This window comes from Nocardia sp. NPDC004278 (assembly GCF_053602975.1).
Genome location: NZ_JBSGEQ010000002.1, coordinates 313328 through 337015, shown reverse-complemented (window position 1 = coordinate 337015; position 23688 = coordinate 313328). Strand labels below are relative to the sequence as shown.

The window sequence follows — 23688 nt, the reverse complement described above, 5'->3', positions numbered from 1 at the left end:
GGGCGCTTACCGAGCCGGGTGGTGCGGGTCGATCCACGGGACCGATTCGGGGTTCTCCGCTATCGGAATGTCCAGATTTATGACGATCGGCTCCTGATCGCTGCGGATCACCACGCAGCTCAGGGGCTCATCGTCGTCGGCATTGAGTTCCTGATGCGGTACGAACGGCGGGACGTAGATGAAGTCACCGGGACCCGCTTCGGCCATGAACTCCAGCCGGTCGCCCCAGCGCATGCGGGCGCGCCCGGCGACCACGTAGATCACGCTCTCCAGCGGGCCGTGGTGGTGCGCGCCGGTCTTCGCACCGGGATCTATCCGCACGGTGCCCGCCCAGATCTGCTGAGCACCCACCATGGCATTGCTGATCGCGGCTTCGCGATACATGCCGGGCGTCTGCGCGGTATTGGGGTCGAGGCGGTCGCCGGGGACGACCCGCACTCCCTCCCGCCGCCAGTCCGGTGTGCTGTCATTCATTGGATCGGGCCTTTCGGCGTCAATCGTGGAATTGTGCGGTTATCGCCAGGCTACCCCGGCCAGGGTTGGACTCGGGACAGTCCGCCATCCGCGTGCAGGGATCGGCCGATGTTGTCGATCCCATCACGGCGCACCGCGGCGGTCAGCGCGCGGGTGGTGGTGGGAGTTCGAGGTTCTCGCGGAATGTGTTGCCGACGTAGTCGTTGCCGGCGATGCCGCGACGGCGTAGTTCGGGCAGGAGTCCGTTGGTGACGAAGTCGCGGGTTCGGGGTTCGGCCAGTCCGCCCAGTGAGATGACGTCGAGGACGCCGGCGCGATAGCGCTCTTCGATGGCGTCGGCGAGTTGTTCCGGAGTTCCGGCGGCGGCCCAGTGGCCGGTGTCCTTGGCGGCGATGATGAGCTCACGCAGTGTGCGGCCCGTTGCCGCGAGTTTAGTGAAGATCTCCACCCGGCCGCGGCGGCGATTCACCGAATTCAGTTCCGGCAGTAGGGTTTGCGGTATCGGTTGGTCCAGCGGTAGTTCGGAGAGGTCGACGCCGCCGCCCAGCATATCGGCCAGGCGGATTCGACCCGCGTCGAAGTCGGTGGCTTCGGCTTCCTCGCGGACCAGCTGGCGAGCCTGCTCCTCGGTTGCTCCGTATGTCGCGTGCAGTGAGCTCATGATCAGTGGCAATCCGGGTGCGCGGCCGAGCTCTGTCGCGCGGGCGCGAACCGTCTTCGTGTAGGAGACCGCGTCCTCGAACGTCGGCAGCGAGGTGAAAACCACCTCGGCGAAGCGGGCGCCGAGTTCGATACCGCCTGCCGATTGACCCGCCTGGAACTGGACCGGGCGCCGCTGCGGCAGCGGTGGAATATTGAGCGGGCCTCGCACCGTGAAGTACTGTCCCGCATGCTCGATCGGGTGCACCTTGGTCGCGTCGAGGATCGCACCACCGTACCCGTCGGGGGTCAGTGCCCCCGGCTCCCAGCTGTCGAACAGCGCATTGACGACCTCGAGCGTCTCTGTCGCGCGCGCATACCGATCCTCCGGGCTCGGCAGGTCCTGGTCACCGTAATTCTCTTCACCCACCGATGACGTCACGACGTTCCACGCGGCGCGGCCGTTGCTCACATGGTCGAGCGTTCCGAAGAGCCGGGCGAGGTTGTAGGGATGATGAAAGGTGCTGGTCACCGTGGCGATCAGGCCGACGTGTGTGGTCACGGCGCTCAATGCGGACAGGAAGATCAGCGGCTCCTGCGCGCCGATCGCGCCCTGCGCGCCGAAGCTGAGCAGATCGGCGGCGAACAATGCGTCGAACCTATTGGCCTCGGCAATCTTCGCGATCTCGACGGCAGAGGTCACCGTCGATTCCTTCGCATCGATGGCGGCCGCATACACGCTCACCGCGCCGCTGACTCCGGTGACCGTCTTCAACGGCCGACGTCGTGCAGAACTCATTTACCGAAGCCAACCGTATCGCCCATCCGCCGAACAGGATTGCGATCAGTCGGACGCGAATTCGATGTGCACGGAGACCGATCGCGTTCGCTTTGACGGTACTCACCCTGGCTCTGCCGCAGCCGAAGGTGGGCAGTTCATGACGACCCTGACAGCTGGTAGCAACCAACGGTCGGCCACTGCTTCGACGGCATCGGGCGGCACCGGTGCCGAGGTTGGATCGAAACGGTTGCAACGAAGAAGCATACGACTGACGGCGCATCGAAGGTTGTGGCGCCGTTCGCCGTTGGACCTGTCGCGGGCATGGCTGCGGGCAGAGGGCAGCGGCTGCCGCGAACTCAGCTACTAGACCGGTGCATTGGGAGGCAGTGTGGCCAGTTGACGGCGTCGTGGACTTTGCGAGCCCGCTCGGCGATACGCGGAGTATCGCCGAGCGGGTTCCCTTCCCCGTTCGCTGTGCGGACGCCGCCACGTCGCACAGCGCAGCAAGCTTAGCCAACCAAGTCCGCGGCGGTGGGGAGCCGCGCCGTAATGGCGCCGAATTTCCTGCGCCGGTACCGGCGCGCAATTCCGATGGCCGGGTTAGGCGTTGGCCTTCTCGTACGCGTTGGCCACCTCGGCCGAAATCCGTCCGCGTGCCGAGACGGTAAGGCCCTTCTTGCGTGCCCAGTCGCGGATGGCGGCGGTGCGTGCGCGGTCGTTCGCCGAGCGGGAGGCCAGGCCCCGACCCCGCGGTGCGCGACCGGTTCTGCGGGCGTTCAGTGTCCAGTTGTCGAAGACGCCGCGCAGCTGGCTGGCATTGTCCGTGGACAGATCAATCTGGTATTCGACGCCGTCCAGTGCGAAAGCCACTGTTTCCTCGGCGGGGGACTTGCCATCGTAGTCATCGACCAGCGTCACAACGACCTTGCGTGCCATGGGCATTCCTGTTCATGAGTCGACAGCGGGCAGAGAAACGTGATCATAACGAGTGCCTGCGAGGGCGATTCGCAGGCGTCTCGCTCACCGAGGCCGGCCTATGCCGCCATCGGTTCGCAGCCCGCCGTCCCGGCCGCAACACCGGTTGCTTCGGGGGCGGCCAGCCGCAGTTCCGGCGGGCACCATGCTGATAGTGACCAGCTGATTCGCGGGCAGCCATACCTCGTCGATGAGGTAGGGCTGGCGCGGGTGGGACAGGCCGCCGTCGGCCAACGGCGGGTCCTCGGCCGGAATCTCGCGATGAATTCAGCCGGGGATTCTTGCTATACGAAGGTGAGCGGTGGTGCTGGAGGGAAGATCACCGGCACCGCGGTCGGCGCACGGTGAAAGGCGCCCAGCCGCCACTGCAACTGGTCGGCGGGCACCGCCAATTCGATATCGGGTAGCACGTCGAGTAGTTGGTCGAGCGCTTCTTGCACAATGACCATGGCCACCGACTGGGCCGGGCACGAACGCGGCCCGGCGCCCCACGCCAGATGCGAACGGTTGCCGGTCCGGTCGCCACCGACCGCGGGATCGTTGTTGCACGCCGCCAAACTGATAACAACGGGCTGGTGGACCGGCAACCACGAACCCCCGATTATCTGTGGCTGCCGTGGAAAGCGCGAACAAAAGTTCGCCAGCGGCGGATCGGTGAACAGCACTTCGTCGATCGCATCGCGGATGGACAGCGCACCACCTAGGAGCTCGTCGTGGAACTGGTCATTGGTCACCATCAACAGCAGTGCGTTGACGATGAGGTTCCACGTCGGTTCGGTACCCGTCGAGTACAACACCGCCGCCTGCGCCACGATCTCCGCATCGTCGAATTGGGCGGAATGTCCGATCAGCCAGGAAATTACGTCCGCACCAGGCGCCGCGCGCTTGGCCGCCACGATATCCGATATCGCCGCTGTGAACCGCTGTTCGCTGTGCTCGGTCGAGGCCGCATCCGAGGCATCGCGCAGTGCAACCAAGGCCGCGAATGCTTCCTGCCCGGCCTCCGGCGAGAGCCCGAGGAGATCGTTGAGCACCCGCACGGTGAGCGGGACGGCATACTCGCCCAGCAGATCCGCGGAACCGGTCTCGCAAAAGCTGTTGATCAGTGGCACCGCGATGGCTTCGACCGCGTGGCGTAGGGCGTACAGATCGACTTTTTCGAGGCTGGCCGTGTAGGCGGCCCGATGACGGGAGTGGTCTTCGCCCACCGTCTTCGACCCGGTGGGCCCCCACTCCATCATCGGTAGGACCGGGCAGCGCTTCGGAACGGTGGCCTGCCAGGCCCGCGGATCCGCCGGGAAGTGGTCGGGATCACTCAGGATGTTCAGTGCTTCGCGGTAGCCGATCACGAGCGTCGCGGGCACATCGACGGTTATCTCCACCGGAACGAGCGGACCGTGACTGCGCCGCATATCATCGTATGCGGCGTGCGGATCGGCTGCGAACTCCGGCGAATGCAGGGACATGGCCAAGAAAGTAGCTCCCAAGAACGAATAACACGTTAACGGTGAGATCTGTTCAACTGCACGGTCTTTCACGCCTGTGTATGCGACCGTATCCAGATCGTCGGCCCATTACCGGTAATAAGGGGCGAAGCATATTGCTACTGGAACGCTACGCAGTGGATGGATCCCATTGATCCACAGGCAGTTACGGCCTTACGCGTTTAGAACCTCGGCGGCCGCTCCCCGGTCGGCGCAATCATCGATCCGCCTGTCCGAGACCGAGCGGTACGCCAAATGTGTTTGACCGTAACATGTTTCGATCATCGTGGGATCATACCTCCTCTGCGTAGCGGGCCGCAGCGCGAACCGGATCTCACAGCACTATTGCCGCAAATCGGCGAATATTTGCCATATCCGACCGTCCAGTAGCTGGCGGCGTGCACGTTCGTGGCGTGGCTCGGCGGACGAGGGTCTCTTATATTTACGGCGGCACTGACTACGGCGCGTTCGATGCTCAGTCAGCAGCCTCCGGGCAAACGCGGCCAATTGCCGTGTCGGCGGTGGAAAAGGCCGCGCACTTTCGGCGCAGAATTGGTTGACCCACGTCGAACGCACTCAGTCGTACGCAATCTGGCGTCTCGAGAAGGTCCAGGATCGGTTCCGCTGCGCGGCGCTACCGGTTTGCCATCTCGTCACACGCGCCACAGGAGCACCAATGTGACCGAGTCGCATTCACACGTCCGCCGGTGCCTGTGATGCGTGCGGGCGACAGGTTGTGACGGGCACCAGCTTCAGTGGGCTCGCCGGTCAGGACACCGTTCGGTACGGGTCGCCTCCTCGTGGCTGGTGAAGCGAGCCTCGCGCTCGGCATCGCCCTGTGGCGGCGGCGACGTACCTGCGCCTGACATCCGACGAGGTGAATCTCACACCGGCAGTCGGTCCGGCATTCATCGCTGGACCGGGAGTCGGTCTGTTCGGCGTGCAACTGCAACCGCTGATGCCGGCACGGCTGGGACAGTGCCAAATGGCCGAGGCATCAGGCTAACTGCCCACCATCGAACAGATCGGCAACGCGGTCCGGCTGGCGCTGCCGAATAGCGCGCAAGGTCGTTGTCCGCGAGCCGATTTCCGACGGCTCGGATCGAGATCTCAGCAGGCCACGCCGTTGAGGTGCGGCTTGCGGCCGGTTTCGGCGGCGCGTACGGCGGCGGCGATGGCGACGACCGGCGGCACCCAGCGGGCCTCGGCCGGGGAGATTCCCCAACAGGCCGCACCGGCCGAGAGCCGGGTCGGCGGCAACGGGATGCTCGCACCGCTGGTGTGCACGATCGCGCCGACCGCGCGCAACGCGCCGATCGCCTTCGCGGCCTTGGCGGCGCCGACGACCAGATGGATCTCGCGGCGCTGCGCGCCCGGAATCTCGATCACCGGACCGGACAGATTGTTCGCCCGCAGGAATCGGCGCACGGTGGCGGCCAGCGTGCCGGTGAGTTCGATGGCCGATATCTGCTCATCGGTGATCAGGCAGACACCATTGACCGTTTCGGCGACGGTCCACCCACGTCGGCGGCAGTCCGGAACCGTATCCGAAGTGGCCTCGGTGACGGAACTCGGAAACGTCGTGGGCACTGTCTTCTCCGTTCTGGGTCAATCTGCGACCATCAGCGTCACATCCCTACCTGGGCATCAAATCTGTTGGCGCTTGGAGTTTCCCAACAGATTTCTTACGGCCCCGATTCTGCGGGGTTCGCAGGGCCGGTGACATCGGCCTATGGTCGCGGCCGGTGTCCTCCTTTGGTAGGACACCGGCGCCGGATTCATCCGGGTAGACCCCAGAACTGCCCGTGCAGTCCCACCTGGGCGAAATAGGCCGTGGCCGAGGCCGGATCGCGCCGGGTGTACCCGGATTCCATGCGCCCGGCGTACCAGTTGCTGGCCAGCCGCCACAGCGTGGCCAGGTCCATGACGTAACCCAGTGTCTGCCCGGTGTTCTCGAGCCAGGAGTCGACGCAGTCGGTCGAGCAGAACAGGCGCTGGTTCGCGCAGCTGTGCACGACGTCGTCCCAGATGCGGGGGACCGGGGTGAGGAAGTGGGCCACCTGATCACCCGCGGGCGGAGCCGCGCGTCCAACCACCCAGGCGTGCGGGGTGTCGCAGGCCGGGCAGCGCGTGGCGACCAGCACGTCCGGCTCGTCGTGGAGCAGGTGTGGGATGGCGAAGGAATCCCATGCGCAACCGCCCCACCACAGCGTGCCGGTGCCCATTACCGAGAAGCCGAGCGGGATGGCGGCGAAGGGGTGCGCCATGAGGATCCGGTCACGGTCGTGTTTGTCGAGGACCAGATCGTGGTGTTCGTGCAGCGCTGCGAGCGCGTCGCGAACCTCGGGGTGCGCGCGTCCGGTCTCGGCTGTGAGATCCGCTGGGGCAGGGGCGGTTCCGGTGCGGGCGAAGTGGGCGTACACCGCCACGCGGACCTGTTCCCGCTGCATCGCGGAAGGATCGTTCATTGCTCTACCTCCTGACGCAGGTGCGGTGTCCCAGCCTCGGCCCCGGCGGATCGGAAGTCTTGCACGCTGGTGCGGCGGGCGCGACCTACCCGAGTCGGCGCGCTACCTCGCCGAGTCCAGTGGCTATAGCCTCCTGCTGTTCGGGGCTCAGCACATCGATGAGCACGCGACGGACCGTTTCGACATGGCCGGGAGCGATCTGCTCGAGACGGTGACGGCCGTCCGCGGTGAGAACGGCGGTGACACCGCGGATATCGGTCGGACAGGCCTCGCGGCGGACCAAGCCGGACTTCTCCAGCTGCGTAACCTGGTAGTTCAGGCCGCTTTTCGAGGTGTAGAGCGCATCGGCGAGTTCGGTCATCCGCAGCTGGCCGTCCGGGGCGGCGGCGAGGCGGACCAGGACTTCGTACTGGGTGTGCGAAAGCCCCTCCTGTTTGAGGTGCTGTTCGACCTGACGGCCGACGAGTGCCCAGGCCGCAAGGAAGCCCTGCCAGGCGCGCATCTCCCGATCATTGAGCCATTTCGCATCAGCCACGGCACCCACCCTACTCGTGTTGTTCAAATTTGAACAACAGGCTATAGTCGCGTGGAGTTCAAATTTGAACTACTTGGATGGAGAGCAGTGATGAGTGCAGTTTCGCGTCGCGATTCGATGAGCGGTGAGCCCGGGCAGATGCCGGTGCTCTACCTCTCGCACGGTGCGCCGCCATTGGCCGACCACCCGCGGTGGCCCGGGGAGTTGGCCGCGTGGTCGCACGAATTGCCCCCGCCCACGGCGATTCTGATGATCTCCGCGCATTGGGAGGCCGCGCCGATCGCGCTCGGCGCGACCACCACGGTGCCGCTGGTCTACGACTTCGGCGGCTTTCCGGAGCGCTACTACCGAGTGCGATATGCCGCGCCCGGGGCGCCGGAACTGGCGGACAAGGTACGCAAACTGCTCGGCGGCGTGGTCGATGTCCCGGATCGCGGGCTGGACCACGGCGCCTATGTGCCGCTGAAGGAGATGTATCCGGATGCCGATATCCCGGTGCTGCAACTGTCGATGCCGACGCTGGACCCGCAACGGCTGCTGGCGATCGGCCGCAAACTCGCGCCACTGCGCGCCGAGGGTGTGCTGATCATCGGCAGCGGCTTCTTCACCCACAACCTGCGCGCCATGACCGCCGATGACGAGCATGTCCACAGCTTCACCGCCGAATTCGACGACTGGGGCCGGGAAACCCTCGCCGCCCATGATCTCGACGCCCTGCTCGACTTCGAAAACAAGGCCCCCGCGGCATATCTCGCGCATCCGCGCACCGACCATTTCGCACCGCTGTTCGTCGCCCTCGGCGCGGGCGCGGACGATCTGGCCGACCAACGCACCGTGATCGACGGGTTCTGGCTGGGCATGGCCCGGCGCTCCATCCAGTTCGGCTGATCCACCCCTGACGAAAGGCATCCAGATGACCGCAACGCTCACCGCCCCCGCACCGACCTCCGCAACCGCAACCCCCACACATACTTACGACCTCGGCCTGCTGGTGCTGCGCCTGGCCGTCGGCCTCACCATGGCCGCCCACGGCGCCCAGAAACTGTTCGGCTGGTTCAACGGCGGTGGCCTCACCGGAACCGGCAAGTTCTTCGAAATGAGCGGCTACCCCGCGGGCAAAACAATGGCCACCGTCGCCGGACTCACCGAAACCCTCGGCGGCCTCGCCCTGGCCATCGGCCTACTCACCCCCCTCGCCGCCGCAGCGCTGGTCGGCACCCTGCTCAACGCCATCGCCGTCAAATGGGGCGGCAACTTCTTCGCCCCCAAGGGCATCGAATACGAACTGATCCTCACCCTCGCCGCCACCTCCCTGTCGCTGACCGGCCCCGGCCGCTACGCCTTCGACCGCTTCATCCCCGCCCTACGCACCCACCGCCTCATCGTCGGCTTCGCCGCCATCCTGCTGGCCCTGGTCACCGCAGGCGCGATCCTCCTCATCCGCAACTAACCCATACCCCGAAACCGCACGATCTCCCCAGGCTCCGCCGCCCCCCGACCCGCCCGGCAACATCGCCGGGCGGGTCTTTCGCATCCCACCCAAACACGCCGGATAGTCATCGAGAATGCGCTGGTGCAGGTGCGTTCTCGACGTTTACCTGCATGAGCGCATGGTGAGCGTTTGTCCAAGTTCTGGTGGGGGAGGGGGGAGTTGTGCGTGTGGTGGCGACGGGGCAACCTCGGGTGTCGAGTGCTATTGCCAACGGTGGCTCGAGGTTTGGAGTGTACGTCGAGTGGTCGACGGTCAGGGGGCGCTGTCAGCTGGCGGCGGGGTTGGTTTTGGTGCGGATTTCGACGATTGGGAGGGTGAGGGCGGTTGGTGCGTCTGCGGGTACGACTGGGTTGTTGGGGGCGATGGGGGGGATCTGGTGGTAGGTGACGTCTTGTGGGGGGCGGTGATCTTGTTCGCCCTTGTTGGGCCAGTAGGCGGCGGAGCGTTCGGCTTGGGCGGTAATCGTCAGTGACGGATTGACGCCGAGGTTCGCGGAGACGGCGGCACCGTCGACGACGCTGAGCGTGGGGTAGCCGAAAACTCTGTGGTAGGCGTCGATTACGCCGGAGTTGCGGTCCGCGCCGATGGGGGCGCCGCCGAGGAAATGGGCGGTAAGGGGGATATTGAAGACTTCGCCCCAGCTGCCGCCTGCGACACCGCCGATTTCGTCGGCGACCCTGCGGGTCACCTCGTTGCCCGCCGGAATCCAGGTCGGATTCGGTTCACCGTGGCCCTGTTTGCTGGTGAGTTTGCGGCCGAAGAGAGTGCGCTTGGTGTAGGTGGTGATGGAGTTGTCGAGGTGCTGCATCACCAGGGAAATGATGGTGCGTTCGCTCCAGTTCTGCACGCTCAGGAAAGTGATGAGGGTGAACGGGTTTCGCACGACCTGCCCGAGGAAGCGCAGCCAGCGCGGTGTTCTACCGCCGCCATCGACCATGAGGGTCTGCAACAGCCCCATCGCATTCGAGCCCTTGCCGTAGCGAACGGGTTCGATATGGGTGTCGGCGGTCGGGTGGATCGATGAGGTGATCGCGACGCCTCGGGTGAAGTCGACATCCGGATTCACCTTGCGGGTGGCAGCGCCCACAATGGATTCGGAGTTGGTGCGGGTGAGTTCGCCCAGCCGGTTGGACAATTCGGGGAGTACGCCCCTATCGCGCATGGCGTGCAACAGCTTCTGAGTGCCGAGGGTGCCCGCGGCGAGTACGACCTGGCCCGCGGTGTAGGTGTGCGGGCGCTTGCGCACCCACGCGCCGGTGCGTTCGGTCGAGACGTCCCAGGTGCCATCGGGCAGTGGGCGGAGCGAGGTCACCGTCGTCATCGGGATCACCTGTGCGCCAGCCTTTTCCGCGAGGTACAGGTAGTTCTTGACCAGGGTGTTTTTCGCGCCGTGACGGCAACCGGTCATACATTCACCGCATTCGAGGCAGCCGGTGCGGTCGGGTCCGACGCCGCCGAAGTACGGATCCGCCACCGTTTTTCCCGGTTCGCCGAAGAAGACACCGACCGGAGTCTGTACGAAGGTGTCGCCGACGCCCATATCATCGGCGACCTTCTTGAACACCTCGTCCGCGGGTGTCAGATGCGGGTTCTGCACCACGCCGAGCATCTTCCTCGCGCGCTCGTAGTACGGGGTGAGTTCCGCGCGCCAGTCGGTGATATCGCGCCACTGCTGGTCCTGGAAGAACGGCTCCGGCGGCATGTAGAGGGTATTCGCGTAGTTGAGTGAACCGCCGCCGACACCGGCGCCGCCGAGGATCAGTACATTGCGCAGCGGGTGGATGCGCTGGATGCCGTAGCAGCCGAGCTTGGGTGCCCAGAGGAATTTGCGTAGGTCCCAGCTGGTTTCAGGGAGCTCGTCATCGGAATAGCGACGACCCGCCTCGAGCACCCCGACCCGGTAGCCCTTCTCGGTCAGCCGCAGTGCCGTAACGCTGCCGCCGAATCCTGAACCGACGACGAGTACGTCGAAATCCGTCGCCCGGTGGTCCATGTGGTGCTCCTCGATCTGTGTCGCCAGTGACACCGGTAACACTACTACCGAGTAGCTAAGCCTCGCTCGAGGGTTCAGAGCTGGGATTTCACCAAGCGACGGTGACCGCGATGGCCTGGTCGATGGGTGTCGGGTGCGGGCCGAGGCGCTGTTCGCTGGCGGTGGAGTCCAGTACGAACGGGCGAGTGACCTGGTAGCTCATCTCGAAATGGGTCGAGGAAGTCCGATGTGGCAGCGCACACGGTCGCGACAGCATGCGCCTCGCGGGTGCGCAGCAGCTGGGTCCGGAACCCCGGGCTTGCCGAAATCGGCAGTGCGGGGGAGGCGAGCATGCTGCCACCGCACCCCGAGGTAAAGAGCGGTGCTCGCATTAGTTGACATTGCTCTCACTGGCGCGCATGGTGATGCGTATGGCGACGACACCGCGGGCCCGTGCCAGGGCCCAGACCATGAACGATATCGTCCGGATCGGACGCGAACATCTGGCCACCGATGGCGCGGCCGCATTGTCACTTCGCGCCGTCGCCCGCGATCTCGGTGTCGTCTCCTCAGCGGTCTATCGCTACGTGCGGAGCCGCGATGAGCTGCTGACTCTGCTCGTGATCGATGGCTACAACGCACTCGGTGACGCGGTGGACGCGGCGCTGGCCGATGCCCCCGACGATCCGATCGAGGGGCTGCGCATCGTCGGCCGCACCGTGCGTGCCTGGGCGCTGGCCGAACCCGCCCGCTATGGGCTGTTGTTCGGCACACCGGTCCCGGGCTACGACGCCCCGGCGGAACAGACCACCGTCCCCGGCACCCGGGTGATCACCACCATGCAGAACTTATTCGCCCGCGCCTACCACGCGGGTCTGCTCACCGCTCCGGCACGGGAGCGGCCGATATCATCAGCGCTCGCAGGCAATTTCGCGATCATCAGAGCCGTCTTCGGCCACGACGTCCCGGACTGGCTCATCATCCGCGGCATCACCATGTGGACCGGACTCTTCGGTGCCGTGAGCTTCGACGTCTTCGACCAGTACGGCACCGATAGCTTTGCCGATCGCGCCGAACTGTTCGAGCTCCAACTGGACGGCCTGCTCGAACAACTCGGTTACCACGGCTGACCGCGTCGCGTTCAGGTGATGAGGCGCGGCGGCGGCGCGCCGTGCGGGAGGCGGGGGCCGACGGCGACCGCTGCGCCTGCTGTTCGCCCCTTGCCCCAGCCGAGTTTTTCGCGGTAGCGGCCGATCTGGATGGGGCTGCGAACTTCGGTGGCGATGCTCCGGCTAGCGGGGCACCGTGACCGGGTCGGTGCAGCTGGCGGCGGCGTCGACGAAGGAACAGAGTTTGGGGTCGCGAGTGGGGCGGTAGTCCGGGGCGACGCCGCCATTGTGGGTGATATCGGTGTAGGCGGGGACGGTATCGGTGGGTTTGCGGGTGAGTGTGGGGTCGGTCCGGACGTCGACGGTGTACAGGCCGAAACGTGGTGTGTAGGAACCCCATTCGTAGTTGTCGGTGAGACTCCAGTAGTTGTAGCCGATCAGGTTCATGCCATCGGCCTTCGCGCGCTGCAGCCAGTAGACGGTATCGCGGAGGTCGTCCGTGCGGGTGTAACCGTCGGTGCGCGGTGCGCCGTCCTCAGTGGGCATGCCGTTTTCGACAATGTAGAGCGGGCGACCCGGGAACTTGCGTGAATAGTGTTGCAGGGCATAGTAAATGCCCTCGGGCTCGAGTGGGTTCTGCCAGAGTTCGCTGAGGCTCAGCTGGGTGACGGTGCCGGGGGAGGCGCCGTAGTAGTAGTCGATGCCGATGTAGTCGAGCTTCGCGGCGATCTTGTCGATGAGCGGACCATTGACCACATCCTCGCCCGCCGGAATGTAGGCCACGTTGCTGGTGACCATCGCGCCGGGCTGTACGGCGTGGATGTAGTCGTAGATGGCGTTGTGCGCCTGGGCGATTCGGTCCTGCATCGCCGGGATGGCGATGGCGTCGAGGCCGCCGTGCGTGGACTCGTTCATGATGTAGGCGGCGGGTTCGTTGAACGTGACCCACAGCGGGTTGTTCGCGGCGTACCGATCGACGACGGTGCGGGCGTTGGCGAGCCAATCCGCGACGATATTCGGATTCGACCACCCGCCGCGATCGGCCTCCCAGCCCGGGTAGACCCAGTGGTCAATGGTGAGCATCGGCCGCATGCCAGCAGCGGTGATCGCGGCGATCACATTGTCGTAGAAGCGAAGTCCCGCCTCATCCCATGCACCAGGTCGGGGTTGCACCCGCGCCCACTCGATGCCGATCCGGTAGACCTTGACGCCGAGCTTCGCGGCCAGGTCGATATCGGATCGGTAGCGGTGGAAGAAGTCGACCGACTCGAGGTACGGATCGGTCGTCTTGTCTTCGGCCACATACCGGGACCAATTGCTATCGGGCGCATAACCTTCGGACTGGTAGCCCGAAGCGGCAACGCCCCAGAGAAAATCTGCGCCGAGTGGCTGCACCTGTGTGGGCGGGGCCGGGCTCGCCATCGCGGGCGCTGTCCCGCCGACAATGAGCGTGGCAGTGGTGGCCGCCAGGGTGGCCAAGATATGGCGACGACTCTGTGATCGCATCGAACTCCTGCTTCCTGATGTGACGGGGCTCATGGACCTCCGGCGCGCGCCGGGTCGGGGCGGGACCACGCGACGAGGGTAACTGGTCGGTCGACCTTCGCGAGGCATCTACACGCGGAATGTGTTGGGGGCCGGTAGTAATCGCCGAGAAGGCAACGGATATGGCCTTGCGTCGGGTGAAGGTTGATTCGCTGGGTATGCATTGGGCGCGCATCCTGCCCGAGCCGTGCGCGCGGCCTACCAAACCACTTGCGTTCGCTGCGGCCGGATCCGCTGCGCTGCGGGCCTATGGCCCGACGGATATGTCTGCCGCACCTGCCACGATCGCGCACGTATGGACGGTCAGGAAACGAGCGGATGTTCGGTAATCTCACGGCCGTGCGTTACGAATTCCACCGGACCCGGGTGCTTGGAAGCCTTCCCTGTCGGGTGATCGCAAAACTGCAGCCACTGACATGGCGTGTGATCGTGGGTGAGGGCGTCGGACATCTCGATGGCGGCGTCGAGCAGGACTGGTTGGATGACGAACTGCCGTTCGAATTCCGCAGACCGAATGCGGTTTTCTTCGCCATTGGCCCCTACTGAGCCAGGGGCGTCGAGCCGATCCGCACCGACTGCGCCGCTTTCGCCACCGACTACCGGTGCTCGCGCCGCGGATGCGAGGACAAGCTTCATGCCCGTCGTCGCTGCCCGCCCGGTCGTCGCCGACGCTCGGCTACCGCCAGAACCAAGCTCCGAGCCGCCTGGATCCGCTACGTCACCGCGCCCCGGTTCCGGTCACCCGCCGGCTGCATCGACAACCCGCGACAGTTGAATACGCGATCTCACCAGTCTGGGACCCCCGTGTCGGGGGAGTGGATGTAGTGGGGGACTTCTGGAGCAGGCGGGGGAGCGTGCGTGGTCGCGAGGGGCGACTATCCGAAGAGGGAGCGGGCCAACGGGATTCGTATCCGACATATGGGTGCTGGGTGGACAAGGCCCATCGAATTTGGATTCGAAAATATTATGGTAGGTAGATATGCGCATCTTCGCATGTAATCTCCACCGAACCGATCACCACGAATCACCTCCCGACACTCGCGCAGGACTCAAATAATCACCAACAGCCCAGAGGGGAGAGCCTTGACTTCGAGCGCGCTCTAAAACCTAGCGTGAAGGCATGACAGCAACATTGATCACCGGAGCGAACAAAGGTCTCGGCTTCGAGACCGCCCGCCGACTCGTTGCCGCGGGCCACACCGTCTACATCGGCAGCCGGGACATCGAACGCGGTCGCCAGGCCGCCGAGCAGTTGGGCGCGCGGGTGGTTCAGCTCGACATCACCGATGACACGTCCGTGGCGGCCGCGGTCGAGACCATAGCCGCCGAGGGTGGGCTGGATGTGCTGATAAACAACGCGGGCATCCAGGCAGAGATGAGTGAGAGCCATGAAGTGGTCGGCGCCGCGGACGTGACGGCCGACTTGATGCGAAAGACATTCGACACGAACGTCTTCGGCACGGTGCGCGTCCTACACGCATTCCTTCCGCTGCTCCAGCGTTCCACCACCGCGGTCGTGGTGAACGTCAGCAGCGGTCTGGCCTCACTGACCAGAGTCGCCGCCGCGGGCACCCCGGCGTACGCCTACCCCGGGGTGGCCTATCCCGCGTCGAAGACGGCGGTCAACATGATCACTGTCCAGTACGCGAAGGCATTCCCGAACATGCGGATCAATGCGGTGGAGCCGGGCTTCACGAAGACCGATCTGAATGTGAACACCGGCATCCAGACCGTCGAAGAGGGCGCCGAGATCATTGTGCGCATGGCGCAGATCGGGCCTGACGGCCCCACCGGCGGCTACTTCGATGCCGAAGGCGAACTGCCCTGGTGATGCGAAACCGGCTGCCGCGTCGCGACTATTCCGGCTCGACCACGGCCGTTGCGACTATGTAGCCCTTCGGATCGCGCCACGTGTGTCCCGGGTGATGGGTGAACCAGTCCTCGACGTCCTCACGCAGATCGGTGAGGATGGCCTGCCGCCGTGGGTGGTTCGGTGTCACGCCGTACAACGTGAACAGCGCCTCGGCGAACCGCACCAGCGGTTCGGGCGTATCGAAGACGAGAGCGTTGTCGGACCGGTGGATCCGGACATCGCCGAAGACCTGGGACATCATCTCCGGCAACGTATCGGAGTCAACGGTCATGGTGACCGCGGAGCCCGCGCCGTAGGTCGTGGCATGCGCGGCCACGAGTTCGCTAGTGTACGGGTAGGTTCCGGGATGATTGACGACCACGCTGACCGATCCGCCGGATTTGGTGGTGCGCCGGAACTCCCTGAGCGCGGCGGTCGGATCGGGCACGTGATAGAGCATGTGGCGCGCGGTGACCACATCGAAACTGTTGTCATCGAACGGGATACGCTCCGCACTGCCGAACACCCCGCGTACCCCGGGTATCGCATCGGCCGCGGCGACCATCGCGGGGGAGGTGTCGATGCCGACGAGGGGACCCTGGTGACCGCTGGCGGCGAGCTGGGCGAGAAAACGCGCGTCTCCGCAGCCGATATCGGCTAGCTGTTCGGTGCCGGTGAGCGCTAGTGCGGCCAGGACGGCGGCGGCCGGCTCGTCGGGCCGTTCGGAGTAGCGCTCATGCGTGTCGATGCGCACCTTCAGCGGTGTCGGATCGGCGTATTCGGCATCGAGGCGGTAGCTGCACATCGCGGTCGTCCTTCGGTCCAATGGCCGGTGGTTGACCAGGTCGCCAGGTCCGGCGATCGGGTCCGCGGGCTTTCCGGCGGTGAGCGTACCTCCCGAGGCGGCGCGTGGCGTCCCTTTCGCGGTGCAGTCGGTTCTGCTAGGAACCCTCCGACCGTCCTGCGGTGGCGGCCGGAAGCTTCGGTGGGAGGGTGTCGGTGATCGATGTGGCCCCGACCAGGTGACGCATGTCCTCGGTGCCCGGGCGTTCGTTGTCCAGAATAGGTTCGCCGAGTCCGATTTTCTCCTGGAGACGTTTCATCCAGGCCGGTGCCCACCAGCAGTCGTCGCCGAGCAGTTTCATGACGGCGGGCACGAGCAGCATGCGCAGTACGGTCGCGTCGATGAACAACGCGGCGATCATGCCGTAGGCGATGTACTGCATCATCACCAGATCGGAGAATGCGAACGCACCGGTGACCACCAGCAGGATGAGTGCGGCGGCGGTGATGATGCGTCCGGTGTGCGCGGTGCCGGTGTGCACCGCATCGGTGGTGGTTGCGCCCTTGGCCCTGGCTTCGACCATGCGGGAGAGTAGGAAGACCTCGTAGTCGGTGGACAGGCCGTAGATGATCGCGATGATCAGTACGAGCACATTGGACTGGATCGGCTGTGGCGTGAAGTTCAATAGCCCCGCGGCGTGTCCGTCGACGAAGATCCAGGTGAGGATGCCGAGGGTGGAGCCGAGGCCCAGTGCGCTCATGAGCGCGGCCTTGATCGGTAGGACGAGCGATCCGAAGGTGAGGAACATCAGCAGCGTCGTCACCAGCAGTACGAGGGCGATCATCACCGGAATCCGGTAGAGCAGTGCATCGATGCTGTCCTTCTGCATCGCCGGGATGCCGCCGACGAGCATGGTGACGCCCTCGGGTAATTCCATCGAGCGCAGGTATTCGATGGTTTCGCCCGCCTCATTGGAGTTCACCAGTGTGGCCTTGGTGCGGTAGACGTTGTCCTGGGTCAGGGATTTGGACGGCATTTCGAATGGACTCGCCAGGCCTGGCGCATGCCCGGCGGCGCGCCAGGCATCGCCGACCGGAGCGCTGGTATCGGCGACGAAGACCAGTTCGATGGGGTCGGATCTGCGCTGCGGGAAGTAGGTGTCGATCTGTTGCTGTGCGACGCGAGTCGGGTTGTCCGGTGGCAGATATCGTTCGCTGAAACCACCGAAGATGAGGTCTTTGACCGGGATGATCAGTAGGAACAGCACAATGACCAGCGGAATTGCGACGGTCAGTGGGCGCTGCATCACCCAGCGAGTGGTCTTGCCCCACAGACCGTCCTCGACCTGTTCGGCGGTCCTGGTTCGTCGGATTCGCTTGAACCCCAGCATATCCACGCGCGGTCCGAGGATGGCCAGGCTCGCGGGCAGGATAGTGATGGCAGTGAGGGCGGCAAGCAGGACCGTGGCGATGGCGCCGTAGGCCATTGATTTGAGAAAGCCCTGGGGGAACAGCAGCATGCCGCCGAGGCTCGCGATGATCATGGTCGCGGAGAACACGACGGTGCGGCCCGCGGTCATGACGGTGCGGCGCACCGCCAAGCGGGTGTTGTAGCCCGCGGCCAACTCCTCGCGGAATCGGCTGACGATGAACAGCCCATAGTCGATCGCCAGGCCCAGACCGATCATCGAGAGCACCGATGAGACAAATGAATTCACTTCGGTGAAGCGCGTCAGGAACATGATGATGCCCGATGCGCCGATCACGGTGAGCCCGCCGACCATCAGCGGCAGTGCGGCGGCGACGAGGCCGCCGAAGATGAAGAAGAGCAGGACCGCGACGGCGGGGATGGCGAGGACTTCCATGCGGTGGACGTCGTCGGCCATGGTGTCGTTGAGTGTGCCCGCCACCGCTTGCAGCCCGCTGACCTGCACGTCGATACCGGGTATGGCGAAGGCGTCCTTGACCTTTCGGAAGTTGCGCACGGAGTCGGTGTCGTTGTCGCCCGCGATGGCGATGGCGGCCACGGCCCGCTTCTTGTCCTCGGTTGCCGCCTTTGCGCCGCTGATCTTGGCGTTCTCGACGCGCCAATAGGAGGCGTTGATGCCGGTGATCTCGTCGGGATACTTGTGCGGCAGGCTATTGAGGTTGTCGATGATCGGCTGGCTGAATTCCGGATCGTCGACCGTCTTGCCGTCCGGTGCGGTGTAGAGCACGACGACGTCGAAGTCGTGATTGCGTCCGAAGGCGGCGTCGGCGAGGCGTGCGGCCTGCGCGGATTCCGAAGTGGGGTCGTCCAGGCCGCCGGAGCTGAGATGGTCGTCCAGGCCGAAGCCGTATCCGCCGAGTGCCAGTAGCGCGCCCACCACGATCCCGATGACGGCGAAGCGCAGCCGGTATACGAGATCCCCCCAGCGCGTGAACATCAGCGGGCTCCTTGCCGCGGGGAAGATTGTTGTGCTGCTCGCTCTGCCGCGCCGATCGCCAAGGGGCTGCATCCTTTCCGGGGTGCACGCTCGATGTGCCTGTAATCAAAGGTACAGGCCAATGTGAAGTGGGATTGTTTCAGAAATGATGCCGCGAATGTGCCGGTATGACCTGAATTGCGTTGACTGCGAAGGTGCATCGAATGACCCCGATGGATCGGGGGGGTTGCGGCACCAATGGCGCAACAGGCAACAAAGTAACCCAAGTGCCCCGTCCAAATAGATTGCTGCGCTACTCACGTCGGCTGCTCGTCGAGCGTAGTCATCCGGCGGTCGAATCCAGCCTGGATGACCACCATTCGACTACCTTCGACGCCCCCTGGACCCATGGGGGCGATACGGCAGGAGCTATCTGGGGTTGGCGGGGCTGGGCGGATATAAACGCGCCCGGCCGATACCGCGCCTAGGCGGCCTGACCGCAGCATCGACCGGATCGGATTGTCCACCAAGCCAATTACACGCTGTGCAGCGTTGCGGCCTATGAACTGCGCGGGTGCCGCGGCGTGAGCGCGATATCGGTCGGGCCCAGGATCTTGCCGAGAGTCGCAGCGAGCGTATGCAATTCGTCCGGGTCGAGCTTGTCGGCGAAGCATTCTTGGATGCTCGCGAGGTAGCTGGGTGTTGCCGCATGCAGGCGCTCGCGCCCCGCATCGGTGATGGCGACGAATGCGGATCGGCCGTCGTCCGGATTTGCTTCACGCGCAACCAGACCCGCGGCCGCCAGTTCGGTGACGAGCCTGCTGACCCGGGTGCGGCTGAGTACGACGCGTTCGCCGAGGTCGGTCATGCGCAGCGGCTCGACGCCGTCGAGTTCCAGCAGTACGTCGTACCACGCGAGCGGGAGTCCGAAGTCTCGGCGCAGCTCGGCGTCCAGGCGCGGGACCAGGCTCGCATGCACCCGCAGCAGGGCCGACCACGCGCTGCTGGCCGCGTGGTGCTGCTTCTCCGATTGCGTCACGGACCGATTCTAACCACTTGCGTGCACCCGCACATTTATAATAGCGTGCGCACGCACATAAAATTTCGTGCGCCATTAGGAAGGAATCCCATGACCACAGTCATCGCCCGTGCAGAGTTGGCGGCCGCGATCGAGGCCGGTTCGGTAACGGTCCTCGACACCCTCGGTGCGGGCTATTACGAGAAGGCGCACCTGCCCGGTGCGCTCACCCTGGTGGAAGCCGATGTGGAATCCCGGGCCGCCCAGCTGCTTCCGGACCAGCACGCGCCGATCGTCACCTACTGCTCCAATAGCGCCTGCCAGAACAGCGAGGTCGTCGCCGTGAAACTGCGCGCGCTCGGCTACACGAACGTCCGCGCCTATCGCGCGGGCATCCAGGACTGGACCGAGGCGGGTCTGCCGGTCGAATCGGAGTCCTGAGTCGGGGTAGGCCGCGGTCGGGCGGCGCACCGCCCGACCGTGCATCAGGGCCGGTAGCGCCGTCGACGCGGTCCGTCAGTGGCGCTCGGGCTACGCCGACGCATGTTCGACGAGTCGATGCGGGCTTGTGGTCGCCCAGGGATCGGCGGATGATTTCGAGAGTAACTATTTCTGGTCGGGGGTCTCATCATCGTCGAGTAGCCAGGGAGACGTTGAAATGACCACAAGAATTGCTTCGGCGTTCGCTGCGATCGCCATCGCTCTCTCCGTCGCCGTTCCCGTAGCGTCGGCCGCACCGGAAGCACCCGCGCCGACCGCCGATCAGGTGGGTGGTTCGGTGGCGTTGTGTTTCAACATCCCGCTGGGCTTCTTCAGCTTCAGCATCTGCATCTGAGGTTGCCGAGCAGGCAAGCAGTCGCCGACCTGCAGGAGTTCGCAGCCCGCAGCTCGTCGAGGTGAACATCGAGCGCGCGCACCGCGCAGCTGGGTCCGCGCCGAGGGTTGTGCTGGGCTCGTAATCGCCGAATTGGTCAGGGGCCCAGCGCTTTCCTTCGTCCGGTCGCCTCGCACCGGGGCGTCTACCCGACGGCGACTGTCCACAGAATCGCTGCCTCGGACGACCGCGCCGCAATACTGCGTCACCGACGACCGGCCGCAGTCGGCCGGACATGGGTCCTGTCGACGACCAGCACGTTCGAGATCCTGGTGTGACTCGGGCACCACCGGAACCCCGCCAGCCGAGCGAGCGCCAGCTCGGAATCCATGGTTGGCGGCCCGCCGCTGGCGTTCATAAAGCGGTGAGCATTGTCGGTGGGGCGGGCTACGGTGGGATGATGACCACGCATCTGACGCATTGGGGAGTGTTCGAGGCCGAGAGCGATGGGGAGCGGTTGACCTCGGTGCGGCCGTGGCGCGGGGATCCGGAGCCGATGGCGTTGATCGAGAATGTGGCGTCGGCACAGCATCATCCGACGCGGATCGACCAACCGTATGTCCGGCAGGGGTGGTTGGAGCGCGGCCCGGGGGCGGCGGGGCGCGGCGATGAGTCGTTTGTACCGGTGTCCTGGGATAAGGCGTTCGAGCTGCTGTCGGGTGAATTGAGCCGGGTGTATCGCGAACACGGTGCGGAGTCGGTGTACGGCGGATCCTACGGGTGGGCGAGTGCGGGGCGGTTTCATCACGCACAGAGTCAGGTGCATCGGTTCCTGAACTGCCTCGGCGGCTATGTGCGGCATGTCAACAGCTACAGCCTCGGTACCTCGGAGGTGTTGTTGCCGCATGTGATCGGCTCGGCCGAGTTGATGTTGGGGCACGCGACCGCGAAGAGTGTGCTGGTCGAGCACGCGGAGTTGGTAGTGGCGTTCGGCGGTTTGTCACCGAAGAACTCCGCGGTGTCACCGGGTGGTGTGTCAAGGCACAACACCAAGACCTGGATCGGTGCGGCGCGGGCGCGCGGCTGCCGGTTCGTCTCGATCAGCCCACTGCGCGATGACATTCCGGCCGAGGCCGAGGCCGAGTGGATCGCGCCGCGGCCGGGCAGCGATACCGCGCTGATGCTGGCGCTGGCGCAGGTGCTGGATGCGGATGGGTTGGCGGACAAGGAGTTTCTGGACCGGTATACCGTCGGGTACGAGCGGTTCGTCGGGTATGTGCGCGGCGAAACCGATGGCGTGGTGAAGGATCCGGGGTGGGCGCAGTCGATCACCGGGATATCGGCCGAGCGGATCCGGACGCTGGCACACGAGATGGCCGCGGCGCGCACCATGATCAATGTCAGCTGGTCGCTGCAGCGCGCCGAGCGCGGTGTTCAGCCGCTGTGGCTCGGGGTGGTGTTGGCGGCGATGCTCGGCCAGATCGGGCTGCCCGGTGGTGGATTCGGGCACGGCTACGGGTCGAGCGCGCATGTCGGCGAACCGCCGCGAGCTGGCATGGTGCCGCGGCTTCAACAAGGTAGCAATGGTGTGGCAACGTTCATTCCGGTCGCCAGAATCGCCGATATGCTGCTGAGTCCGGGACAGCCGTTCGATTACAACGGCGCGCGGTTGGTCTACCCGGATATCAAGTTGGTGTACTGGTGCGGCGGGAATCCCTTTCACCACCACCAGGATCTGGCCCGGCTGCACACGGCGTTCACGCGGCCGGAGACGGTGGTCGTGCACGATGCGTTCTGGACCGCCACCGCACGTCACGCCGATTTCGTGCTCCCGGCGACCATGAGCATCGAACGCGACGACTACGGCGCCGGGCAGAACGACCGCGACTTCTTTCCGATGAAGGCGCTGACCCGACCGCACGGTTCGTCCCGCGATGACTACGCGATTTTCGGCGAGTTGGCCGAGCGTATCGGTGTCGGTAAGGAATTCACCGAGGGGCGCACCGTCGAGGAATGGTTGCGGCATCTGTACGAGGAATGGCGCGCCGGGACCACGGATCCGGCGGTGCCGGATTTCGACGAGTTCTGGGACAGCGAGTCGCTGGCACTTCCGGTGCCGGATCCGGAGCCGGTGCTGCTCTCCGATTTCCGCGCCGATCCGCACCGTTTCCCGCTGACCACGCCCAGCGGCCGGATCGAGATCTTCTCGGCGACGATCGATGGTTTCGGATACGCCGATTGCCCCGGACATCCCGTCTGGCTCGAGCCCGAGGAATGGCTCGGCGCTACCGCTGCGGTGCGGTTCCCGCTGCAACTGGTCGCGAATCAGCCGCGGACCAAACTGCACAGTCAACTCGATATCGGCGCGCACAGTCGGTCGGTGAAGATCGCCGGGCGGGAACCGGTGCGGTTGCATCCCGACGATGCCGCGGCACGGGGGCTCCGGGATGGGGATATCGTGCGGATCTTCAATGACCGGGGGAGTTGTCTGGCCGGTCTGGTCGTCGACGACGCGGTCCGGCCGCAGGTCGCGCAGTTGTCCACCGGCGCCTGGTACGACCCGGATCCGGCCGACCCCACGTTCTGCCGTCACGGCAACCCGAATGTGCTGACCGCGGACCGGCCCGCGTCCACTCTCAGTCAGGGGTGTTCCGGGCAGCTGGCCCTGGTCGAGATCGAACCCTACCGTGGCCCGCTGCCGGAGTTGGCCGTCGATCACCCACCCGCGATTGTCCAGTAGCCCAACGCTTTTCGTGGCTCGGGGCACACTCTTGGCGGCCCCGAGGGTGAGGCTGGTCTCAACACGCGGTCCCGGCCGGTCTCCGGTGCGCGATTTCTGTCAGGATTTCGGATTATGGTGTCGAATCCGCTGCCCGCGCTAGCTCGCCGGATCGCGCAGAAACGCTGGGTCATGCGCACGGCGCCGTTCGTGCTGTGGCTGGAGCGGTTCGTGCGGTGGGTCAGCCGCGGGCGGCACGGCGTGCTCGATCTCGCGGGTCTGCCATCGATCGAGATCACCGTGGCGGGGCGCAAGACCGGGATTCCGCGTACCACCTCGCTGCTGTACGTTCCGCGCGGTAACGACTTCCTGCTCGTCGGCTCCAACTGGGGCAGTCCGAAGCATCCGATGTGGTCGGCCAACCTGCGCGCGGCGAGCACCGCCATCGCCCGGCTGAAGGGCGAGGCGTTCGAGGTGAGCGTCACCGAGGTCACCGGCGTGGACCGCAAACGCGCATGGGACCTCGCCGTCGAGTTCTGGCCCGGCTACGAGATGGAGTACGAGCTGTCCGGCAGCCGAACCTTCCGCATTTTCGAGCTGCGTCGCAGCTGACCGAACCCGCC

20 protein-coding genes and 1 pseudogene are annotated in these 23688 nt (G+C 65.3%); 8 read left to right on the top strand and 13 right to left on the bottom strand.

Going from position 1 to position 23688, the window contains the following annotated elements:
• Window positions 1-6 precede the first annotated feature (6 nt).
• The 7 genes from ACWEO2_RS04265 to ACWEO2_RS04235 all read right to left on the bottom strand — a co-directional run bounded on the left by ACWEO2_RS04265 (window position 7) and on the right by ACWEO2_RS04235 (window position 7356).
• Window positions 7-474, bottom strand: coding sequence for a cupin domain-containing protein (locus ACWEO2_RS04265; RefSeq protein ID WP_452404017.1), 468 nt, complete (start codon window positions 472-474; stop codon window positions 7-9).
• Window positions 475-616: 142 nt separating this feature from the next.
• The gene (locus tag ACWEO2_RS04260; RefSeq protein WP_452404016.1) at window positions 617-1912 is read right to left on the bottom strand and encodes an NtaA/DmoA family FMN-dependent monooxygenase; all 1296 of its coding nucleotides are present in this window, start codon (window positions 1910-1912) and stop codon (window positions 617-619) included.
• 582 nt (window positions 1913-2494) lie between these two features.
• Window positions 2495-2830 (bottom strand): histone-like nucleoid-structuring protein Lsr2, encoded by a 336-nt coding sequence (locus tag ACWEO2_RS04255; protein WP_354953442.1) that lies wholly within the window; start codon window positions 2828-2830, stop codon window positions 2495-2497.
• 323 nt (window positions 2831-3153) lie between these two features.
• Complete coding sequence (locus ACWEO2_RS04250) at window positions 3154-4335, bottom strand: cytochrome P450 (RefSeq protein ID WP_452404015.1); 1182 nt, start codon at window positions 4333-4335, stop codon at window positions 3154-3156.
• A 1128-nt stretch (window positions 4336-5463) separates the two neighbouring features.
• Window positions 5464-5943, bottom strand: a complete 480-nt coding sequence (locus ACWEO2_RS04245; protein ID WP_452404014.1) for a hypothetical protein — start codon at window positions 5941-5943, stop codon at window positions 5464-5466.
• A gap of 188 nt (window positions 5944-6131) precedes the next feature.
• On the bottom strand, window positions 6132-6821 hold the full coding sequence (gene merB, locus ACWEO2_RS04240; protein WP_452404013.1) for an organomercurial lyase: 690 nt from the start codon (window positions 6819-6821) through the stop codon (window positions 6132-6134).
• A gap of 85 nt (window positions 6822-6906) precedes the next feature.
• Complete coding sequence (locus ACWEO2_RS04235; RefSeq protein WP_452404012.1) at window positions 6907-7356, bottom strand: MarR family winged helix-turn-helix transcriptional regulator; 450 nt, start codon at window positions 7354-7356, stop codon at window positions 6907-6909.
• Between the two features lie 138 nt (window positions 7357-7494).
• On the opposite strand from ACWEO2_RS04235, the gene ACWEO2_RS04230 reads away from it, so the two are divergent.
• Window positions 7495-8244 (top strand): DODA-type extradiol aromatic ring-opening family dioxygenase, encoded by a 750-nt coding sequence (locus ACWEO2_RS04230; RefSeq protein ID WP_452404155.1) that lies wholly within the window; start codon window positions 7495-7497, stop codon window positions 8242-8244.
• Window positions 8245-8269: 25 nt separating this feature from the next.
• Entirely contained in the window at window positions 8270-8806 is a 537-nt protein-coding gene (locus ACWEO2_RS04225; RefSeq protein ID WP_452404011.1) for a DoxX family protein, read from the top strand.
• Between the two features lie 307 nt (window positions 8807-9113).
• Here the strand turns inward: ACWEO2_RS04225 and ACWEO2_RS04220 are convergent, their stop codons facing one another.
• Window positions 9114-10841 (bottom strand): GMC oxidoreductase, encoded by a 1728-nt coding sequence (locus tag ACWEO2_RS04220; RefSeq protein WP_452404010.1) that lies wholly within the window; start codon window positions 10839-10841, stop codon window positions 9114-9116.
• A 410-nt stretch (window positions 10842-11251) separates the two neighbouring features.
• Here ACWEO2_RS04220 and ACWEO2_RS04215 point away from each other — a divergent pair, with 410 nt between their 5' ends.
• Entirely contained in the window at window positions 11252-11950 is a 699-nt protein-coding gene (locus tag ACWEO2_RS04215; RefSeq protein ID WP_452404009.1) for a TetR/AcrR family transcriptional regulator, read from the top strand.
• 11 nt (window positions 11951-11961) lie between these two features.
• Here the strand turns inward: ACWEO2_RS04215 and ACWEO2_RS04210 are convergent.
• Together ACWEO2_RS04210 and ACWEO2_RS04205 are read right to left on the bottom strand one after the other, a co-directional pair.
• A pseudogene (locus tag ACWEO2_RS04210) lies at window positions 11962-12075 on the bottom strand (4Fe-4S ferredoxin); the annotation flags it as partial.
• Between the two features lie 37 nt (window positions 12076-12112).
• Window positions 12113-13435: a family 1 glycosylhydrolase gene (locus ACWEO2_RS04205; RefSeq protein WP_452404008.1), complete on the bottom strand. Its 1323-nt coding sequence runs from the start codon at window positions 13433-13435 to the stop codon at window positions 12113-12115.
• A 1159-nt stretch (window positions 13436-14594) separates the two neighbouring features.
• On the opposite strand from ACWEO2_RS04205, the gene ACWEO2_RS04200 reads away from it, so the two are divergent.
• Window positions 14595-15305, top strand: a complete 711-nt coding sequence (locus tag ACWEO2_RS04200) for an SDR family NAD(P)-dependent oxidoreductase (RefSeq protein WP_452404007.1) — start codon at window positions 14595-14597, stop codon at window positions 15303-15305.
• 25 nt (window positions 15306-15330) lie between these two features.
• On the opposite strand, the gene ACWEO2_RS04195 is transcribed toward ACWEO2_RS04200, so the two are convergent.
• The 3 genes from ACWEO2_RS04195 to ACWEO2_RS04185 all read right to left on the bottom strand — a co-directional run bounded on the left by ACWEO2_RS04195 (window position 15331) and on the right by ACWEO2_RS04185 (window position 19553).
• Window positions 15331-16131: a class I SAM-dependent methyltransferase gene (locus tag ACWEO2_RS04195; protein ID WP_452404006.1), complete on the bottom strand. Its 801-nt coding sequence runs from the start codon at window positions 16129-16131 to the stop codon at window positions 15331-15333.
• A gap of 136 nt (window positions 16132-16267) precedes the next feature.
• Window positions 16268-18535: an MMPL family transporter gene (locus ACWEO2_RS04190; protein ID WP_452404005.1), complete on the bottom strand. Its 2268-nt coding sequence runs from the start codon at window positions 18533-18535 to the stop codon at window positions 16268-16270.
• A gap of 538 nt (window positions 18536-19073) precedes the next feature.
• Window positions 19074-19553: a MarR family winged helix-turn-helix transcriptional regulator gene (locus ACWEO2_RS04185; RefSeq protein ID WP_452404004.1), complete on the bottom strand. Its 480-nt coding sequence runs from the start codon at window positions 19551-19553 to the stop codon at window positions 19074-19076.
• A gap of 90 nt (window positions 19554-19643) precedes the next feature.
• On the opposite strand from ACWEO2_RS04185, the gene ACWEO2_RS04180 reads away from it, so the two are divergent.
• From ACWEO2_RS04180 to ACWEO2_RS04165, 4 genes are all read left to right on the top strand, one after another.
• Entirely contained in the window at window positions 19644-19973 is a 330-nt protein-coding gene (locus ACWEO2_RS04180; protein ID WP_452404003.1) for a rhodanese-like domain-containing protein, read from the top strand.
• A gap of 217 nt (window positions 19974-20190) precedes the next feature.
• Entirely contained in the window at window positions 20191-20367 is a 177-nt protein-coding gene (locus ACWEO2_RS04175) for a hypothetical protein (RefSeq protein ID WP_452404002.1), read from the top strand.
• Window positions 20368-20803: 436 nt separating this feature from the next.
• Complete coding sequence (locus ACWEO2_RS04170) at window positions 20804-23086, top strand: molybdopterin-dependent oxidoreductase (protein WP_452404154.1); 2283 nt, start codon at window positions 20804-20806, stop codon at window positions 23084-23086.
• 114 nt (window positions 23087-23200) lie between these two features.
• Window positions 23201-23677 carry a nitroreductase family deazaflavin-dependent oxidoreductase gene (locus tag ACWEO2_RS04165; RefSeq protein WP_452404001.1) on the top strand — a complete coding sequence of 159 codons (477 nt, stop codon included), beginning with the start codon at window positions 23201-23203 and terminating at the stop codon, window positions 23675-23677.
• The last annotated feature ends 11 nt before the right edge of the window (window positions 23678-23688 follow it).

Bases quoted from the DNA above. Each gene is read 5' to 3' on its own strand.
- ACWEO2_RS04205 (WP_452404008.1), bottom strand. From the start codon at position 13,435: ATGCGATCACAGAGTCGTCGCCATATCTTGGCCACCCTGGCGGCCACC.
- merB (WP_452404013.1), bottom strand. From the start codon at position 6,821: ATGAACGATCCTTCCGCGATGCAGCGGGAACAGGTCCGCGTGGCGGTG.
- ACWEO2_RS04220 (WP_452404010.1), bottom strand. From the start codon at position 10,841: ATGGACCACCGGGCGACGGATTTCGACGTACTCGTCGTCGGTTCAGGA.
- ACWEO2_RS04225 (WP_452404011.1), top strand. From the start codon at position 8,270: ATGACCGCAACGCTCACCGCCCCCGCACCGACCTCCGCAACCGCAACC.
- ACWEO2_RS04195 (WP_452404006.1), bottom strand. From the start codon at position 16,131: ATGTGCAGCTACCGCCTCGATGCCGAATACGCCGATCCGACACCGCTG.
- ACWEO2_RS04180 (WP_452404003.1), top strand. From the start codon at position 19,644: ATGACCACAGTCATCGCCCGTGCAGAGTTGGCGGCCGCGATCGAGGCC.
- ACWEO2_RS04265 (WP_452404017.1), bottom strand. From the start codon at position 474: ATGAATGACAGCACACCGGACTGGCGGCGGGAGGGAGTGCGGGTCGTC.
- ACWEO2_RS04170 (WP_452404154.1), top strand. From the start codon at position 20,804: ATGATGACCACGCATCTGACGCATTGGGGAGTGTTCGAGGCCGAGAGC.
- ACWEO2_RS04175 (WP_452404002.1), top strand. From the start codon at position 20,191: ATGACCACAAGAATTGCTTCGGCGTTCGCTGCGATCGCCATCGCTCTC.
- ACWEO2_RS04255 (WP_354953442.1), bottom strand. From the start codon at position 2,830: ATGGCACGCAAGGTCGTTGTGACGCTGGTCGATGACTACGATGGCAAG.
- ACWEO2_RS04260 (WP_452404016.1), bottom strand. From the start codon at position 1,912: ATGAGTTCTGCACGACGTCGGCCGTTGAAGACGGTCACCGGAGTCAGC.
- ACWEO2_RS04250 (WP_452404015.1), bottom strand. From the start codon at position 4,335: ATGTCCCTGCATTCGCCGGAGTTCGCAGCCGATCCGCACGCCGCATAC.
- ACWEO2_RS04230 (WP_452404155.1), top strand. From the start codon at position 7,495: ATGCCGGTGCTCTACCTCTCGCACGGTGCGCCGCCATTGGCCGACCAC.
- ACWEO2_RS04215 (WP_452404009.1), top strand. From the start codon at position 11,252: ATGGCGACGACACCGCGGGCCCGTGCCAGGGCCCAGACCATGAACGAT.
- ACWEO2_RS04200 (WP_452404007.1), top strand. From the start codon at position 14,595: ATGACAGCAACATTGATCACCGGAGCGAACAAAGGTCTCGGCTTCGAG.
- ACWEO2_RS04165 (WP_452404001.1), top strand. From the start codon at position 23,201: ATGGTGTCGAATCCGCTGCCCGCGCTAGCTCGCCGGATCGCGCAGAAA.
- ACWEO2_RS04190 (WP_452404005.1), bottom strand. From the start codon at position 18,535: ATGTTCACGCGCTGGGGGGATCTCGTATACCGGCTGCGCTTCGCCGTC.